The following is a 16,236-nucleotide window of genomic DNA, read 5'->3' on the forward strand; positions in this document are numbered from 1 at the left end:
GTCAGTGGTCAGTTTTCAGTGGGCTTGTGTGGGTCGGCCGCGGCTCGTGAGAGCAGGCCGTTGAGGAATGTCGGTGACTCGTCGGTGGACAGGTCGGAGGCCAGGCGGACCGCCTCCGAGATCGCAACCGACGCCGGGACGTCGCTGTGGTCCAGTTCGAAGACCGCGATCCGCGCCAGATTACGGTCCACGGCCGGCATGCGATCCAGCGTCCACGAATCTGAGACGGCAGCGGCGATGCGCGCGTCGATCGCCTGCTTGTGCTCGGCGACGCCGTGGACGATCGTGCGAGTGAGTTCGCGAACGGTGCCACCGCCCAGGGTCAGTTGCTCGTTCAGGAGATCCACGATCCCCACGCCGCGCTGCTCCGCGGCGAACAGGACGTCCAGGGCGGCCTTGCGGGCCTTCGTCTGGGCGCCGTAGTGCGAGGCCTCAGGCACCGGTGACGCGGCCCAGGTAGGAACCGTCGCGGGTGTCCACCTTGACCTTCTCGCCGTTGGTGATGAACAACGGGACCTGGATCTCCTTGCCGGTCTCCAGGGTCGCGGGCTTGGTGCCGCCGCTGGAGCGGTCGCCCTGCAGGCCGGGCTCGGTGTAGGTGATCTCGAGCTCCACGGAGGCGGGCAGCTCGATGAACAGGGGGTTGCCCTCGTGGGTGGCCACCGTGGCCGACTGGTTCTCCAGCAGGTAGTCCTTGGCCTCCCCCACGACGGCGGCGCTGATCATCAGCTGCTCGAACGAGGTGTTGTCCATGAAGACGTAGTCGTCGCCGTCCATGTAGAGGTACTGCATCTCGCTGCGGTCGACGGTGGCGGTGTCCACCTTGGTGTCCGCAGGGAACGTCCGGTCAACGGTCTTGCCGCTGAGGACGTGCTTGAGCTTGGTGCGAACCACGGTGTTGCCCTTGCCGGGCTTGTGGTGCTGGAACCACTGCACCTGCCAGAGCTGGCCGTCCAGGTCCAGCACCATGCCGTTCTTCAGGTCGTTGGTCGACGCCACAACTTCCGCCTCTCGTCACAATCCGGAGCCCATCCGGGCCGTCGCGAGAGTCTACCCAACATCTCACGATGCGCGAAAAGCCCAAGGGGTCGTCTCACCGCATCCCGGACCGTTGACCTCCAACGGGCGTAGGCTGGTTCCTCTCGGGCAATCCCGCACCGAGGTGGATCGAAGGAGTTGAACATGGGTTTGGGAGACAAGCTTTCCAACGCCGCCGAGGACGCCAAGGGCAAGATCAAGGAAGGCGTCGGCGACGCGACCGACAACGAGCAGCTCGAGGCCGAGGGCCGCATGGACCAGGGCAAGGCCCACGTCAAGAAGGGTGTCGAGGACGTCAAGGACGGTGCGTCCGAGGCGTTCAACGACGTCACTGACAACGACAGGGACCGCCGCTGACGGCTGTCACACGGATGAGGGGCGGGTGCACGTGCACCCGCCCCTCTGTCGTCTGGTGGGCGATCCGTCACGCCAGTGAGGCGTAGGCCTCCTCGAGGACCCGCTCGTCCGGGTCGGCGAGGATCCGTGGTCGCCCCTGGGCGCTGAGGCCGACCAGCCGCAGCGTGGAACCGCGGGACTTCTTGTCCAGGCTCATGAGGCGACGCAGCTCGGGCCAGGCTTCCTGCTCGTAGCGAAGCGGGAGCTCGATCCCGCCCAGCAGTTCACGGTGCATCGCCGCGGTCTCGTCGTCCAGGCCGAGCAGCCGTCGGGAGACCTCAGCCATGAACACCATGCCGATGCTGATGGCCTCGCCGTGGCGGAGGGTGAACCTCTCGCGCGCCTCGATGGCATGCCCCAGGGTGTGGCCGTAGTTCAGGGCCTCCCGACCGATGTCGGCCCCGATGGACGTGCGCTCGGTCAGGTCCGCAGCCACCACTTCGGCCTTGACCGTGATCGCGCGCCGCACCAGCTCCGCGAACCTGATGGAGGTGACGTCGAGCGAGTCGTCCAGGTCGTCGCTCACCAGCCGCAGGATCTGCGGATCGGCGATGAAGCCGCACTTGATGACCTCCGCCATCCCGGAGCGCACCTCGGCTGCGGGGAGGCTGTCGAGCAACGACAGGTCACAGATCACGGCCCGTGGCTCGTGGAACGCACCGACGAGGTTCTTCCCGGCGGTCAGGTTGATCCCGGTCTTGCCGCCGACTGCCGCGTCCACCATCCCCAGCACGGAGGTGGGGACGCTGACGTAGGCGACGCCCCGCAGCCAGCTGGCTGCGACGAACCCGGCGAGGTCCGTGGCGGTGCCGCCACCCAGTCCGACGACGACGTCGTTGCGGGTGAAGCCGGCCTCGGCCAGCTGGTCCCAGCACCACGCGAGGATACCGGGGGTCTTGGCCTCCTCGGCGTCGGGGACCTCGATCCGCAGCACCTCGAGGCCGTCCAGCAGTCCGGATACGTGGTGGGCCACGTCCTCCAGCGGCGGCGAATGGATCAGGGCCACCCGGTTCGCGCCCTCCAGCTGCGCGGGCAGCGCTTCAAGCGCATCTCGGGAGATGTGGACCTCGTAGGGACCTGCCTTGGACTCGACGCGAACCGTCACGGCCTGCGCCTGTCGGCGAGCTCGGAGGCGATCTCCCTGGGTGAGCGCTCGTCGGTGTCGATCGTCGTGGTTGCCACGGCCTCGTACAGCGGGGTGCGTTCGCGCAGCAGCTCGATGAGCCGGCCCCGGACGTTGCCCAGCAGCAGGGGACGCACGGTGTTCATGCCGACCCGTCGGGTGGCCTGGCCGATGGAGACCTTGAGCCAGACCACGTCGTGGTGCTGCAGCGCGTCGCGGACCTTCTCGCTGAGCACCGCTCCCCCTCCGAGCGAGACGACCGCATCTGTCTGGATCAGCTCAAGGGTGGCGGACTCCTCCAGTTCGCGGAAGTGCGCCTCGCCCTCGTCGGCGAAGATCTCGCGGATGGGCTTGCCCACCACGTCCTCGATGCGGGAGTCGACGTCGATGAAGTCGCGTTCCAACTCGGCGGCGAGGGCTCGCCCCACCGATGACTTCCCCGAGCCCGGCGCCCCGACCAGCACGATGCTCATGAGTGCACCTGCAGTCCACGCTGTTCGAGGTGCGCCAGGTAGGACTCGGCGTTGCGCCTGGTCTCCGCGACGGAGTCACCACCGAACTTCTCGAGGACCGCCTCAGCGACGACGAGTGCCACCATCGCCTCGGCCACGACCCCGGCGGCGGGGACGGCGCAGACGTCGCTGCGCTGGTGGTGGGCGGAGGCGGCCTCGCCGGTGGCGACGTCGATGGTGCGCAGTGCGCGGGGAACGGTGGAGATCGGCTTCATGGCGGCGCGAACCCGCAGCACCTCGCCAGTGGTCATGCCGCCCTCGATGCCGCCGGCGTGGTGGGTGGCGCGCTCGACCCCGGTCTCCCCCGCGAGGATCTCGTCGTGGGCGGCGGAGCCGCGACGGCGGGCCAGGTCGAAGCCGTCACCCACCTCGACGCCCTTGATGGCCTGGATGCCCATCAGTGCCGCCGCGAGGCGCGCGTCCAGCCGCCGGTCACCCTGGATGTGGGACCCGAGGCCCGGTGGCAGACCCCAGACCACCACCTCCACGACTCCGCCCAGGGTGTCGCCGGCCTTCTTGCAGGCCTCGACCTCGGCCTCCATCGCGGCGGCGGCCTCCGGGTCGAAGCAGCGGGTGGGTGCCGCGTCGATGGCCTCCAGGTCCGCGTAGGTGGGGATGGCCGTTGACTTCGTCTCCGCCGGGCCGAGAGCGACGACGTGGCTGAGGACCGTGACGCCCAGGCTCTGCTGCAGGAAGGCGTGCGCGACCGTGCCCAGCGCGACGCGCGCGGCGGTCTCGCGGGCGGAGGCACGCTCGAGGATCGGGCGGGACTCGTCCCAGTCGTACTTCTGCATGCCGGCGAGGTCCGCGTGGCCGGGGCGCGGCCGGGTGAGCGGTGCGTTGCGGGCCACCTCGGCCAGCTCGTCGGCGTCCACCTCGCCCGGGGCCATCACCTGCTCCCACTTGGGCCACTCGGTGTTGCCGACCATGATGGCGATCGGCGACCCGAGGGTCTCGCCGTGGCGGAAACCGCCGAGGAGGGAGAGCTCGTCTGCCTCGAACTTCATCCGGGCACCGCGGCCGATGCCGAGCCGGCGCCTCGCAAGCGCCTTCGAGATCTCCGGTACTCCCACCCTGACGTGGGCGGGGATGCCCTCCATCGTCGCGATCAGGGCCTGGCCGTGCGACTCGCCGGCGGTGAGGTATCGAAGCATGGAAGGTATTCTTCCATGCTTCGTCAGCGACGTCGCAGCTCGTCCTCGGCGGCGGATAGGCAGTCGACGAACGTCACCTCGCGGCCCGTCATCAGGTAGAACTGGTCGACCGCCTGGCCGGCCAGCAGGTCGAGACCGGTGATCACGGGTTGCCCCTCCCGCGCGGCCTGCGCCAGCGGCGTCGGCCACGGGTCGTAGACGGCGTCGAAGAGCACCGACGACGCCCCGGCCCAGCGCTCCGCGTGCGGAGCGGTCGCGCCGGTGGGGACGGTGGAGGCCAGCAGGTCCAGCTCCGGGAGCTCGGTGTCGATGGCCACCGCCTCGACGTTGGCCCCCAGCGCGATCCCCAGTTCCACCAGCGACGTCGCACGCTCCGGTCGCCTCGCCAGCACGATCACCTCTGCCACCTCGAGACCGGCCAGCGCCACCATGAGCGAGCGCGCCGTCGCGCCGTTGCCGACGATGGCGGCGCGCCTGGGAGCACCCAGGCCGTGGTGCCGCCAGGCACGGACGAAGCCGGGCACGTCGGTGTTGTGGACGGTGACGGACTCGCCCTTGACCAGCGTGTTGCCGCCGCCCACGAGACGGGCGACGTGGTCGGGCTCGCCGTAGGAAAGCAGCGCCTCCTTGTGGGGCGCCGTCACGCTGAGGCCGCGCCACTGCGGGTCGGCGAGCACACCGGTGAGGAAGCCGTCGAGGGCCTCGGGCGCAACCGTGATGGCGTCGTAGGTCCAGTCCAGCCCGGTTGCGGCGTATCCGGCGCGGTGGATCGCCGGGGACAGCGAGTGCGCCGCCGGGTCCCCGATGACTGCGCAGCGCATCAGACGCAGCGGCCCGTGTTGGCCTGGCACCACTGCTGGAACAGCGCCACGTTCGCCTCGTGCTCCTCGGCGGTGGCGGCGAAGCGCGTCTCGCCGGTGTCGAGGTTCACCGTCACCCAGAACACGTAGTCGCCCTCGGAAGGGGTGAGTGCGGCGTCCAGGGCGGCGCGTCCGGGGTTGCTGATGGGTCCGGGCGGCAGGCCCTCGTGCACGTAGGTGTTGTAGGGCGAGGGGTTCGCGCGGTCCTCTGCCGTGGTGGTGACCTTGGAGAAGTCGCCGAGGGCGTAGTGCACCGAGGAATCCACTTGGAGCTTCATCCCCTTCTCGAGCCGGTTGTAGATGGCACGCGCGACCATGGGTCGGTATTCGGGCGTGGCCACCTCCTTCTCGATGATCGAGGCGACGGTCACGACCTCATACGGCGTCAGACCCATTGCTTGGGCCCTGCTCTCGAGTTCCAGTTCAGTGGCCACGCGCTTGAACTGGGCCACCTGCGCCTGTGCGATCTGCAGCGGGTTGACGGGCTCCGCCACCTGGTAGGTGTCGGGGAACATCACGCCCTCGAAGTTTCCGGCGGCCCATTCGGGCAGCTCCACCTCGCCGCTGTTGTACGCGGCGGAGATGTCCTCGCGCGGGATGTCCAGCTCACGGGTGATGACCGTCCACTGCTGGGACAGGGCGAAGCCCTCCGGGATGGTGATCGTGGTCACCTCCAGGTTGGCCGGGTCCAGCAGCATCTCGAGTGCCATGGCGGCCGGGATCTGGGTCTTGAGGTTGTAGCGTCCGGCCTGGATGCTGTTCGAGTCCGGATTCTTGGCCGCCTCGTCGCGGAACGTCGAGGTGGACTTGATGACGTCGTTCTCGACGAGGATGTCGCCGATGTTGGTGATCGTCGCGCCCAGGGGGACGACGACGGAGACCGGGTCGACGCCCTCGCCGATGTAGTCGTCGGCGGTGCGCCAGGAGACGTAGGCCTCGTTGACCTTGCTGTAGACGAACCAGCCGCCGCCCACCAGGATCGCGGCGGACAGGAGGACGGCGAAGGCGCTGCGGGCGTGGTAGCCGATCTTGCGCCAGTTGAGGTTGCCGTCGTTGTCAACGAAGGCTGGGCTCACGCTTCGTCTCCTTCCAGAGCCTCGCCGGCCGGGTTGCCGGAACTGATCTCGAGGTCCAGCGCGCGCTGCAGGATCTCGACCGCTGCTGCCTGGTCGATGACATTCCTCTGCTGCTTGATTCGCCGCCCCGCACTTCCAAGGTTACGTGACGCCGACGAGGTGCTCATCCGCTCGTCGACGAGGCGGATGTTGTCCGCCCCGATCACACCGCCCAGTTCGGCGACGCGCTCCAGCACGTACTGCGCGGAGAAGCTGCGCTCGCCCTTCAGGGTGAGCGGCAGTCCGACGTAGACGATGCCGGGCTCATACTCGGCCACGAGCTCGGCGATCCGACGCAGCGCGTTCGGCCCGGCCTGCACCGTCTCGACCGGGTAGGCAAGGGTGGTGCCGCGGTTGCTCGCGGCCACCCCGATCCGGGCCTTGCCCCAGTCGATGCCGAGGCGCGGCCCGACGGGGTGATCAGCCACGGTTCTCCAGTGCTGCGGGGATGGCGGCCTCGACGGCCGACAGCGCCGCCTGCGCGTTCTCGGGCTGCGAGCCTCCGCCCTGGGCCATGTCGTCCTTGCCGCCACCCTTGCCGCCGAGGGCCTGGCAGGCCACCGAGATCAGGCGGCCGGCCTTCAGGCCTGCCTGGCGGGCGGCGTCGTTGGTGGCGACGAGGGCTGCGGCCTTGCCGTCGCCTCCCCCGACGAGCGCGACGACGGCGGGGCCGCTGCCGAGCCGGTCACGCAGGTCGGCTGCGAGAGTGCGCAGGTCTCCCCCACCGACGCCGGGAACCGGCACGCCGAGGTAGCGGACACCTGAGACGTCGCGGGCCTGTGCCACGAGCTCCGAGGCGCGCGACAGCAACTGCTGCGCCTGGGCGGCCGCGAGCCGCTTCTCCGCGTCCTTGAGCTCTGCGATCAGCCGCTCCACGCGGCCGACGAGCTGGTCGGGCTGCACGCGCAGCGTGTTGGTCAGCGAGTTCACCAGTGCGCGCTCGGCCGCGAACTTGCTGAAGGCGTCCTGCGCGACGAGTGCCTCGACCCGGCGGACGCCGGAGCCGATGGACTGTTCGCTGATCAGGTTCAGGACACCGATCTGGGCAGTGTTCGGCACGTGGGTGCCGCCGCACAGCTCGCGGGACCACGGTCCGGCGAGCTCGACCATGCGGACCACCGGCGGGTACTTCTCGCCGAACATGGCCATCGCCCCGAGTTCCTTGGCCTCATCCAGCTTCATCTGCTGGGCGGTCACCTCGAAGGAGTCCCGGATGGCCTCGTTGGCGCGCTGCTCGATCTCGAGCTTCAGCGCGTCGGACATGCCCTGCGCGGCCGAGTAGTCGAAGCGCATGTAGCCGGGCTTGTTGTAGGAGCCCGCCTGGGTGGCGGTCGGGCCCACCAGTTCGCGCAGCGCGGCGTGGATGATGTGCGTCGCGGTGTGCGCCTGGGAGCCGGCGTGGCGGTGCACGGCGTCGACGACGGCGCGGGCGTGCGCGCCGGCGGGCAGCTCGCCGAGCACCTGGACGCGGTGGATCACGAGTCCGGGGACGGGGCGCTGCACGTCGAGGACCTCGAGCGAGAAGCCGTCGCCCGTGATGCGGCCCGCGTCGGAGTCCTGACCGCCGGCCTCCGCGTAGAACGGGGTCTCGGCGAGCACGATCTCGACCTCGTCGCCGTCGCCGGCGCGGTCCACCAGCGCGCCGTCGGAGATGATGCCGGCCACGGAGGTCTCGACGTCGAGGTCGGTGTACCCGAGGAACGGGGTCTCGCCCTTGTCGCGCAGGTTGCGGTAGGCCTCGAGGCTGGCGGCGCCACCCTTCTTGGCCTTGGCGTCGGCGCGGGCGCGCTCCTTCTGCTCGGTCATCAGGGAGTTGAACCGCTCGCGGTCCACCTTCAGGCCCTGCTCGGCCGCCATCTCGACGGTCAGGTCGATGGGGAAGCCGTAGGTGTCGTGCAGCTGGAACGCCTTCTCACCGGCAAGTGTCTCCGCGCGCTCCTGCTTGGCCGTGGCGACGGCGGTGTCCAGGATGGTGGTGCCGGCCTGGAGGGTGCGACGGAACGACTCCTCCTCGGTGCCTGCGGCTTGCGAGATGCGGTCCCAGGCGCCGTGCACCTCGGGGTAGGACACGCCCATCAGGTCGCGGCTGACCGGCAGCAGTTCGCCGAGGACCGGGTCGCCGACGCCGAGCAGGCGCATCGCGCGGATGCTGCGGCGCAGGAGCCGTCGCAGCACGTAGCCGCGCGCCTCGTTGCCGGGGGTGACGCCGTCGGTCATGAGCATCAGGGCACTGCGGACGTGGTCGGCGACCACGCGGAAGCGGATGTCGTCGGCGGCGTCGGCGCCGTAGGTCCGCCCCGAGATCTCGGCTGCCTTCGCGATCACCGGGAAGACCTCGTCGATCTCGTAGAGGTTGTTCACGCCCTGCAGGAGGTAGGCGGTGCGCTCGAGGCCGTTGCCGGTGTCGATGTTCTTCGACGCCAGGGGGCGCAGGACGTCGAAGTCGTCCTTCGCGCGCACAGCGGAGAGTTCCTCGGTCTGGAACACCAGGTTCCAGATCTCGAGGAAGCGGTCCTCGTCCGCCTCGGGGCCGCCGTCGGGACCGAACTCGGGCCCGCGGTCGAAGTAGATCTCAGAGCACGGCCCGCCCGGCCCGGGAACACCCATGTGCCAGTAGTTGTCCTTGAGGCCACGCTCCTGGATGTGCTCGCGCGGGACCCCCACGCGCTGCCACAGGTCGACGGTCTCCTGGTCGCCGTGCAGGGCCGTGACCCAGATGCGGTCCCCGTCGAAGCCCCAGTTGCCGTCGGCCACACTGCCAGTCACCAGTTCCCAGGCGTAGGCGATGGCCTCGGCCTTGAAATAGTCGTTGAAGGCGAAGTTGCCGTTCATCTGGAAGAAGGTGCCGTGGCGGGTGGTGACGCCCACCTCGTCGATGTCGAGGGTGCGTACGCACTTCTGGACGGAGACGGCGCGCTTGAACGGCGCGGGCTCGTCCCCGAGGAAGTAGGGCTTGAACGGGACCATGCCGGCATTCACGAACAGCAGCGTGGGGTCGTTGTACAGCAGTGACGCGCTGGGCACGACCGTGTGGTCGTGGCGCGCGAAGAAGTCGATGAAACGGCTCCGGATCTCGGAGGTCTTCATTGGTGGTCGTCCTTGGGTGTTGTGTGTGTCAGTTGCTCTCGGGAACGCCGAGTTCCTCGCGGAGTTCGGCCTCCCGGGCAGCCATGGAGGTCTTGAAGGTGGCGTAGAAGTCGCCGAAGCTCGCGGCGGCCTCGTTCCCCTTGCGCTCCACCTGCTCGGCGACGCCCTTCGGGGTGAGACGGTGGAGCAGCGCGCGCCCCTTCATGATGACGAACCACGTCAGAGCGGCTCCCGCCAGGAGCCAGAACAGGTTTCTCACTTCTTCCTGCGCCCCTTCAGTGCGGAGCGGACGCCGTAGGTGAACGCTGCGGTCTTGACCAGCGGGCCACCGAGGGTGGCCGAGAACAGCTGGGACATCTGGGCGGCGTTCTCGCTCACCACGGTGGCGTGGCCGGAGACCTTGTGCACGTCCTCGGTGACCAGGGACAGCTTGGCGATCTCGTCGTTGGTGGCCTCGACGGTGCTCTTGAGCTCCTGCAGGATCGGCACCGAGTTGTGGCCGACGTCCCGCACGGTGAGCCGCAGCTCCTCGAGCACCCGGCCGAGCTTGAACAGCGGCACGGCGCAGAAGGCCACCAGCACGCACAGTGCCACGGCGGCCAGCAGGCCCGCGATTTCTCCAACGGTCATGATTCGCTCTCCTCGTTGCGCTTCGCCGTAACTCTAGCTGACTGGGGCCCGCCCGAAGTGACCTCCTCGATGGCCGCCAGACGCTCCCCCACTGCGGCTTCGGCGCCGTTGGCGGTGGGCCGGTAGTAGCTGGCGCCGACGAGGTCGTCGGGCAGGTACTGCTGGGCCACCAGGGCGTGGGGGTAATCGTGCGGGTACTTGTAGCCCTTTCCGTGGCCCAGCTTCTCGGCGCCGGAGTAGTGGGCGTCGCGCAGGTGGGCGGGCACCTCCAGCCCCTTGCCCGAGTGCACGTCCGCGGTCGCCTCCCCGATGGCGGTGATGACGGCGTTCGACTTCGGGGCCGTCGCGACGGCGATGGTGGCGTGGGCGAGGGTGATGCGCGCCTCCGGCATGCCGATGAGCTGCACCGCCTGGGCAGCGGCCACGCAGGTCTGCAGCACCCCGGACGCCGCCATGCCGACGTCCTCCGAGGCGTGGATGATGAGGCGACGCGCGACGAAGCGGGGGTCCTCCCCCGCCTCGAGCATCCGGGCGAGGTAGTGGAGTGCGGCCTGCGGGTCCGAGCCGCGCATCGACTTGATGAAGGCGCTGATGACGTCGTAGTGCTGGTCGCCGTCGCGGTCGTAGCGAACGGTGGCACGGTCCACGGCGGAGGCCACCACGTCGGGGGTGATCTCGTTGGTCTCGAGGGCGACGGCGCTGGCCGCAGACTCCTCCAGGAACGTGAGCGCGCGGCGGGCGTCCCCCTGCGCCATCCGGACCAGGTCAGAGCGGCCGGCCTTGGTCAGGGTCACGTTGCCGTCGAGTCCGCGCTTGTCGGCGACCGCGCGGTCGATCAGGCCGCCGATGTCGTCATCGGTGAGCGGCTTGAGCCGCAGCAACAGGGAGCGGGACAGCAGCGGCGAGATGACCGAGAACGACGGGTTCTCCGTCGTGGCCGCGATCAAGGTGACGATGCGGTTCTCCACGGCCGGCAGCAAGGCGTCCTGCTGCGTCTTGGAGAAGCGGTGGACCTCGTCGATGAACAGCACGGTGGGGTTGCCGCGCTCCAGTTCCCGGCGGGCCTTGTCCAATTCGGTGCGCAGTTCCTTGACTCCGGCGCTGACGGCCGAAACCTCGACGAAGCGCGCGCCCGAGGCGCGCGAGACGATGGATGCCAGCGTTGTCTTGCCCACCCCCGGCGGTCCCCACAGGAACACGCTCATCGGCTGGCCCTCGACGAGTCGACGAAGCGGCGACCCGGGGCTCAGGAGATGCTGCTGCCCGACGATCTCCTCCAGCGTGCGCGGCCGCATCCGCACCGCCAGCGGGGCACCCTCAGAGCGCGCGTCACCCAGCGACCCGACGGGCTTTGTCGGCGTCGGGTCGGGGTTGCCGAATAGGTCGTAGTTCACGCCCGCAAGCCTATCTCCCGGCGTCGACCGCCCTACCACGGGCAGGTTTACCGAAAGTCCGGGAACCTACCGAGCACCCCAGCCCCTCTGGGAGAGTGAGGAGGTGTCCGTGTCTGACCCAGAGGGGTTCGAGGTGTTTCTGCGCGAGCAGTCACCCCGGCTGCTGCACACCGCGTGGATGCTGACCGGATCGCGTGACGTCGGTGAGGACCTGCTGCAGGAGTCGCTCGCCAAGGCGTACGCGCACTGGGACCGGATCGAGACCAACCCGGCCGGCTGGGTGAGGACCACCATGGTCCGGCTCCAGTCGGCATGGTGGCGTCGCAAGTGGCGCGGCGAGGTGCCCACGCAGCACCTGCCGGAATCCGGGCGCAGCCCGGACGCCGGGGTCGAGGATCGACAGGTCCTGTCGAGGGCCCTGGCTCGCCTGCCGCTCGTGCAACGGCAGGTGGTCGTCCTGCGCTACGTCGAGGACCTGTCAATCGATGAGGTGGCTCGGCTGACCGGGCGCTCAGTCGGGACAGTCAAGAGCCAGTCGTCACGGGGACTCGCCGAATTGCGGACCCTCCTCACAGAACAGGAACTCAAGGAGGGAGCAGAATATGCCTGAGATCGAGGACAGACTGGCAGCGGTACCGGCGCAGGACCTGCCAGCGGTCGACCTGGCCGAGATCCGCGGCAGGGTGCGCAAGCGCCGTGGCCGGCAACGTGCCGCCGCGGTGTTGAGTCTCGTGGCCGCCATGGTTGGGACAGCCTTCGGCGCAGCATCCCTCCTCAGTGATGGCGGCACAGAACTGGCGGACACCGCCCCGACCCCCAACGTGAGGCTGGGCAGTTGGACCCTCGCCGACCCCTCGGACGTGACGTCTGAAGCGACTGCCTTCGAGATCCTGGTGGAGCAGCCGGAGGGAGGCTGCGGAGCCACCTTCAGTGTCCACGATCCGCTGGTTGCTCTTGAGACGGACCGCATCGTCATCAGCGCCGCAGGCGACTACACGCCGCCCGAGCCGGACGTGGTCCACACGTGCGAGGGAACTGTGGGGACAGCTCTCGTTGAGCTGTCGGAGCCCATCGGCGATCGGGTACTGGTCGATGCCCACGACAACGGTGTGCGATGGCGGCCGTCCGTGGATGGCGATCCCGCGACCTGGGTCCTGGCCGCTCCCGACGAGGTCACGCCCCGGTCCACCGTGCTCGAACTGTCGGTCACGCGGATCGAGTGCGCGAGCAGCTTCACCGGCAAGGTGCTCGAGCCAGTGGTCACCTACGGTGAGGACGAGATACTGATCCGCGCCGAGGTGGAACGCCACAAGGGGGGCGGACTGTGCCCATCCAATCCTTGGGAGTCGTTCACGTTGACTCTCACGGAACCGGTGGGCGACCGTGTTCTCGTGGACGCGATCTGCCGAGAGGATCCCTATTCGAGCCAATCGCATTGCGTCTCTGGTGAGGAGTTGTACGAGGACGGCGTCCGCTGGGTCCCGTGAGCCGGAGGGTGGGGCAGGCTTCCGACGGCCGGCCGGACATCGGATACGTTTGAAGCATGAACCAGATTCCCCTGTCCGTTCTGGACCTCGTGTCCGTGTCCTCGAACCAGAGCCCGGCCGATGCCATCGCGGTCTCGATGGAGGCCGCACAGGTGGCCGACCGGCTCGGCTACGAGCGGCTCTGGTACGCCGAGCACCACAACACGGCCTCGGTCGCGTCGTCGGCGACCTCGCTGCTCGTGGGCCGTGCGGCCGCGCTGACAGAGCGGATCAGGGTCGGCTCGGGCGGCGTGATGCTGCCCAACCATGCGCCCTTGATGGTTGCCGAGCACTACGGCACCCTTGCGCAGATGTTCCCGGGCAGGATCGACCTCGGGCTGGGGCGCGCTCCCGGAACCGACCAACTGACCGCCCGTGCGCTTGCCCGTTCGAGCGCCCAGCCGGAGGACTTCACCGCCAACATCGTCGACCTCATGAACTGGTTCGACGGCGGACGCGACCGCCTCGGCATCCACGCCGGCGTCGCCGAGGGCACGAAGGTCCCGATCTGGATGCTGGGTTCCTCCACAGCCGGCGCGTCAATGGCCGCAGCACTGGGGCTGCCGTACTCCTTCGCCTCCCACTTCGCCCCCGACGCCCTGTTCCAGGCGCTCGACGTCTACCGCTCGAACTTCGACGCGAGTTCAGCCACGGCCCAGATCGACAAGCCCTACGTCAGCGTCGGGGTCAACGTGATGGCCTGCCGGGACGAGGCCGAGGCCCATCACCAGTTCACGGTCACCCGCAACATGTTCATGGGTATGCAGCGCAGCGGTGGACGCCAGAAGCTCCAGCCACCGGGCGAGCCCGACTTCGAGGTCACGGAGATGGGTGAGCTGATGGCCGAAAGGATGCTCATGGTCAGCGCGATCGGAACGGCCGACCAGGTGGCCGAGACCCTGCAGTCCATCGCGGACCAGACGGGCGCAGACGAACTGATCACGGTCACCTATGCCCACGACCCGGCGGTCCGCCTCCGCTCGCTGGAACTCACTGCGGAGGCCTGGGGGCTGAAGGGCTGAGCCGGGCTCAGAGGAGTTCGGCGAGCAGCCCCCGGACCCTGACCTCGATCTCGTCGGCGACCCGCCTGACGGTCTCGATCGGCTGCCCGTTCGGGTCGTCGAGCTTCCAGTCCTCGTACCGCTTGCCCGGGTAGTAGGGGCACTCGTCGCCGCAGCCCATGGTGATGACGACGTCGGACGCCTGCAGCGCGTCGTCGGTGAGTGGCTTGGAGAACAGGTAGGCCGCCTCGATCCCCCGCTCTTCGAGCACCTGCAGCGCCACCGGGTTGATCTGGCCGGACGGGTTGGACCCGGCCGAGCGGACGACCACCCTGCCCTCCGAGAAGTGCTTGGCCATGGCGGCCGCGATCTGGGAGCGGCCGGCGTTGTGCACGCACACGAACAGGAGCTCCGGCTTGCCGTCGCGCGGCTCGCCCTTGGCCTTGGCGGCCGCGCGCAGCTTGTCGTGGCTGAAGCGCTCCACGAACACGGGCAGGTTGGCGGGGATCCTGGCGCTCGGCGCGAGGTTGGCGTGCGCCTCGCGCACGAAGGCCCGCACCTCGTCGACCGTGAATACCCCCTCGTACTGGTTCGTCAGGTCCGCAATGATGCCCGCGTAGCGCTCCGCATGCTCGGCCGGCTGACCGGTCACCTCCAGCACCAGGTGGAGCACCCGCTCGGAGATGTCGTCACGGACCAGCCGCATGCGCTCGGCCCCTTCGATCCCACGCAGGCTGGGCTCGTCGATGTCCCAGGTGCGGATCTGGCCGGTCATCCCCTCGACCGGCTCCACCTGCGCCTCCGATCCGACGAGGACCACGTGCGTCGCGGCACGCAGCATGTCGTCGGTCAGTTGCTTGGGGTACTCGCCTTCCATCCCCGCACCGACCTCGGCCAGCGACTCGACGGACTGCTGGTTCAGCTTCGACCCGGGCCTGGTCCCCGCGGAGGTGACGTCGACCGCGTTGCCGCCGACCTGCCGTGCGATGGCCGCCGCCATCTGTGACTTGCCACCGTTCTTCACGCAGACGAACAACAGGTTCGCCCTGGTGTCAGTGTTGGTCATGGCTTGACTCCTTCTGGAATTGCGGGGCCAGGATCGAGATCCGGGCCTCGAGGGTTTCTGCGGCGCCCACGAAGTCCGCTTCGGCGCCGCCCGGCACGGGGTCCGGCACCGACCAGTGCAGGCCGGGCCCATCGTGATCCCACGTCTCCTGGACGTGGTCACAGACCGTGACGACGAGGTCCCCCGGGCGCCGGGCGCGCTCGACGTCACGCATCGCACGATCCAGTGACAGGCCGAGGCGTTCGGCGACGGCGTTCGCGGTGTGGTGCGGCGCGGTCGCGGGAGCGGTGCCCGCGTCCGCGCTGGGGAGGAGACTGTGGCGTCGCCACAGCGCGCTGGCCAGTTTCGAACGGGCCGAGTTGCGGGTGCAGACGAACAGCACCCGCTCCGGTTGGGGACGGGCTCCGATGCCGACGCCGACCAACTGCCTCACCATCGGCTCGAAGTGCGAGAGCTGGAGGTACTGCCTGCGCCCGTCGTGCTCGCTGCGCCGGCGGGTGACCACACCCGCGGCCGCGAGCACTCCCAGGTGGTGCGCCAACAGGTTCGACGGCACCGAGAATCGCTCCCCCAGTCGGCCCGGAGTCTCGTCGGTGTCGTATAGGTACTGGGCGACGGCCAGCCGCAGCGGGTCGGCAAGGGCTGCATGCACCTCGACCAGATCCACGGCGCCACCTCCATTGCTCAATTCTTCTTGAGGCAATCATGACCGTAGTGTCCGCGAGGTGCAAGTAGCCGCTCCTCACTCCGCGTCCGGTTGCACGAATCCGCGCTTGATGAAGAAGTGCTCCAGCAGGTAGCACCACCACGCCAGGATCAGGCCCGGGACCAAGAACACCGCGGGCATGAAGTTCCACACGGCCCACCCCCCGAGGGCGACGGCGATCCCGAGCAGGACCGTCAGGCCGGGAGTCGTCAGCCCCAGCGTGAACCCGTTCTGCAACTGGCGCCAGGTCGGGTTGGTGAAGCGAGCCACGAGGGGGAGGCACCAGAACACGAGGATCACCAGGAACAGAACTACGATCACCAGGGGAACCAGCACTTGTCCCAGTCCGAGGGAGGGCAGGTAGGACAGTGTGAGGACGCCGACGGCCGCGACCGCGACCGCCAGCACGCCGATCACAGTGGCCTGCTTCCAGCTGTGGCGAAAGGCGCTGGAAGCGATGGCCACCATGCCGGTGTCCTTGCCCAGGACCTCGCGGCGGCAGAGCTCGTAGGCCACCACCGTGCCTGCTCCCGCCGTCACGACCAGGGCGATGCTCGCCAGCCAGAGCAGGTTGATCACGATGATCGAACCGAGCGCGTCCACAATGCGCCACAGTCTCGAGCGGGGG

General features: G+C 69.0%; 19 protein-coding genes. 4 read left to right on the forward strand and 15 right to left on the reverse strand.

What is annotated here, in order from left to right:
• Nucleotides 1–8 precede the first annotated feature (8 nt).
• Both nusB and efp read right to left on the reverse strand, forming a co-directional pair.
• Nucleotides 9–440, reverse strand: a complete 432-nt coding sequence (gene nusB / locus FOJ82_RS12450) for a transcription antitermination factor NusB (protein WP_143938812.1) — start codon at nucleotides 438–440, stop codon at nucleotides 9–11.
• The gene (gene efp / locus FOJ82_RS12455; RefSeq protein ID WP_143938813.1) at nucleotides 433–999 is read right to left on the reverse strand and encodes an elongation factor P; all 567 of its coding nucleotides are present in this window, start codon (nucleotides 997–999) and stop codon (nucleotides 433–435) included. Before efp ends, nusB begins: the two co-directional genes overlap by 8 nt.
• A 183-nt stretch (nucleotides 1,000–1,182) precedes the next feature.
• On the opposite strand from efp, the gene FOJ82_RS12460 reads away from it, so the two are divergent.
• Complete coding sequence (locus FOJ82_RS12460; RefSeq protein ID WP_143938814.1) at nucleotides 1,183–1,395, forward strand: CsbD family protein; 213 nt, start codon at nucleotides 1,183–1,185, stop codon at nucleotides 1,393–1,395.
• Nucleotides 1,396–1,462: 67 nt separating this feature from the next.
• Here FOJ82_RS12460 and aroB read toward each other — a convergent pair whose 3' ends face one another.
• The 10 genes from aroB to FOJ82_RS12510 are packed head-to-tail and all read right to left on the reverse strand — an operon-like array spanning nucleotide 1,463 to nucleotide 11,309.
• Entirely contained in the window at nucleotides 1,463–2,539 is a 1,077-nt protein-coding gene (aroB, locus tag FOJ82_RS12465) for a 3-dehydroquinate synthase (RefSeq protein WP_143938815.1), read from the reverse strand.
• Nucleotides 2,536–3,030, reverse strand: a complete 495-nt coding sequence (locus FOJ82_RS12470; protein ID WP_143938816.1) for a shikimate kinase — start codon at nucleotides 3,028–3,030, stop codon at nucleotides 2,536–2,538. Before FOJ82_RS12470 ends, aroB begins: the two co-directional genes overlap by 4 nt.
• On the reverse strand, nucleotides 3,027–4,223 hold the full coding sequence (gene aroC / locus FOJ82_RS12475; RefSeq protein WP_143938817.1) for a chorismate synthase: 1,197 nt from the start codon (nucleotides 4,221–4,223) through the stop codon (nucleotides 3,027–3,029). Before aroC ends, FOJ82_RS12470 begins: the two co-directional genes overlap by 4 nt.
• Nucleotides 4,224–4,246: 23 nt before the next feature.
• Nucleotides 4,247–5,044: a shikimate dehydrogenase family protein gene (locus FOJ82_RS12480; RefSeq protein ID WP_143938818.1), complete on the reverse strand. Its 798-nt coding sequence runs from the start codon at nucleotides 5,042–5,044 to the stop codon at nucleotides 4,247–4,249.
• Nucleotides 5,044–6,159 (reverse strand): endolytic transglycosylase MltG, encoded by a 1,116-nt coding sequence (gene mltG / locus FOJ82_RS12485; RefSeq protein ID WP_143938819.1) that lies wholly within the window; start codon nucleotides 6,157–6,159, stop codon nucleotides 5,044–5,046. The genes FOJ82_RS12480 and mltG overlap by 1 nt, the downstream gene beginning before the upstream one ends.
• Nucleotides 6,156–6,626, reverse strand: coding sequence for a Holliday junction resolvase RuvX (gene ruvX, locus FOJ82_RS12490; RefSeq protein WP_143938820.1), 471 nt, complete (start codon nucleotides 6,624–6,626; stop codon nucleotides 6,156–6,158). The genes mltG and ruvX overlap by 4 nt, the downstream gene beginning before the upstream one ends.
• Nucleotides 6,619–9,285 (reverse strand): alanine--tRNA ligase, encoded by a 2,667-nt coding sequence (alaS, locus tag FOJ82_RS12495; RefSeq protein WP_143938821.1) that lies wholly within the window; start codon nucleotides 9,283–9,285, stop codon nucleotides 6,619–6,621. The genes ruvX and alaS overlap by 8 nt, the downstream gene beginning before the upstream one ends.
• 28 nt (nucleotides 9,286–9,313) lie before the next feature.
• Nucleotides 9,314–9,544 carry a hypothetical protein gene (locus FOJ82_RS12500; protein ID WP_143938822.1) on the reverse strand — a complete coding sequence of 77 codons (231 nt, stop codon included), beginning with the start codon at nucleotides 9,542–9,544 and terminating at the stop codon, nucleotides 9,314–9,316.
• The gene (locus FOJ82_RS12505; protein WP_143938823.1) at nucleotides 9,541–9,915 is read right to left on the reverse strand and encodes a DUF948 domain-containing protein; all 375 of its coding nucleotides are present in this window, start codon (nucleotides 9,913–9,915) and stop codon (nucleotides 9,541–9,543) included. The genes FOJ82_RS12500 and FOJ82_RS12505 overlap by 4 nt, the downstream gene beginning before the upstream one ends.
• Nucleotides 9,912–11,309 (reverse strand): replication-associated recombination protein A, encoded by a 1,398-nt coding sequence (locus FOJ82_RS12510; protein WP_425472502.1) that lies wholly within the window; start codon nucleotides 11,307–11,309, stop codon nucleotides 9,912–9,914. Before FOJ82_RS12510 ends, FOJ82_RS12505 begins: the two co-directional genes overlap by 4 nt.
• A gap of 109 nt (nucleotides 11,310–11,418) precedes the next feature.
• Between FOJ82_RS12510 and FOJ82_RS12515 the strand changes: the two genes are divergently transcribed.
• From FOJ82_RS12515 to FOJ82_RS12525, 3 genes are read left to right on the forward strand one after another with little or no spacing between them, the layout of a single operon-like run.
• Entirely contained in the window at nucleotides 11,419–11,919 is a 501-nt protein-coding gene (locus FOJ82_RS12515) for a SigE family RNA polymerase sigma factor (protein WP_143938824.1), read from the forward strand.
• Nucleotides 11,912–12,796, forward strand: a complete 885-nt coding sequence (locus tag FOJ82_RS12520) for a hypothetical protein (protein WP_143938825.1) — start codon at nucleotides 11,912–11,914, stop codon at nucleotides 12,794–12,796. Before FOJ82_RS12515 ends, FOJ82_RS12520 begins: the two co-directional genes overlap by 8 nt.
• 56 nt (nucleotides 12,797–12,852) lie before the next feature.
• Nucleotides 12,853–13,857 carry an LLM class flavin-dependent oxidoreductase gene (locus tag FOJ82_RS12525; protein ID WP_143938826.1) on the forward strand — a complete coding sequence of 335 codons (1,005 nt, stop codon included), beginning with the start codon at nucleotides 12,853–12,855 and terminating at the stop codon, nucleotides 13,855–13,857.
• Between the two features lie 7 nt (nucleotides 13,858–13,864).
• Here the strand turns inward: FOJ82_RS12525 and FOJ82_RS12530 are convergent, their stop codons facing one another.
• The 3 genes from FOJ82_RS12530 to FOJ82_RS12540 form a co-directional block, all read right to left on the reverse strand.
• Nucleotides 13,865–14,902 (reverse strand): arsenate reductase/protein-tyrosine-phosphatase family protein, encoded by a 1,038-nt coding sequence (locus FOJ82_RS12530; protein ID WP_246099874.1) that lies wholly within the window; start codon nucleotides 14,900–14,902, stop codon nucleotides 13,865–13,867.
• Entirely contained in the window at nucleotides 14,889–15,569 is a 681-nt protein-coding gene (locus FOJ82_RS12535; RefSeq protein ID WP_246099875.1) for an arsenate reductase/protein-tyrosine-phosphatase family protein, read from the reverse strand. The genes FOJ82_RS12530 and FOJ82_RS12535 overlap by 14 nt, the downstream gene beginning before the upstream one ends.
• 75 nt (nucleotides 15,570–15,644) lie before the next feature.
• Entirely contained in the window at nucleotides 15,645–16,211 is a 567-nt protein-coding gene (locus tag FOJ82_RS12540; protein WP_221933153.1) for a DUF624 domain-containing protein, read from the reverse strand.
• Nucleotides 16,212–16,236 lie beyond the last annotated feature (25 nt).

The sequence above is a fragment of the Tessaracoccus rhinocerotis genome, from assembly GCF_007197885.1.
Taxonomy (GTDB): domain Bacteria; phylum Actinomycetota; class Actinomycetes; order Propionibacteriales; family Propionibacteriaceae; genus Arachnia; species Arachnia rhinocerotis.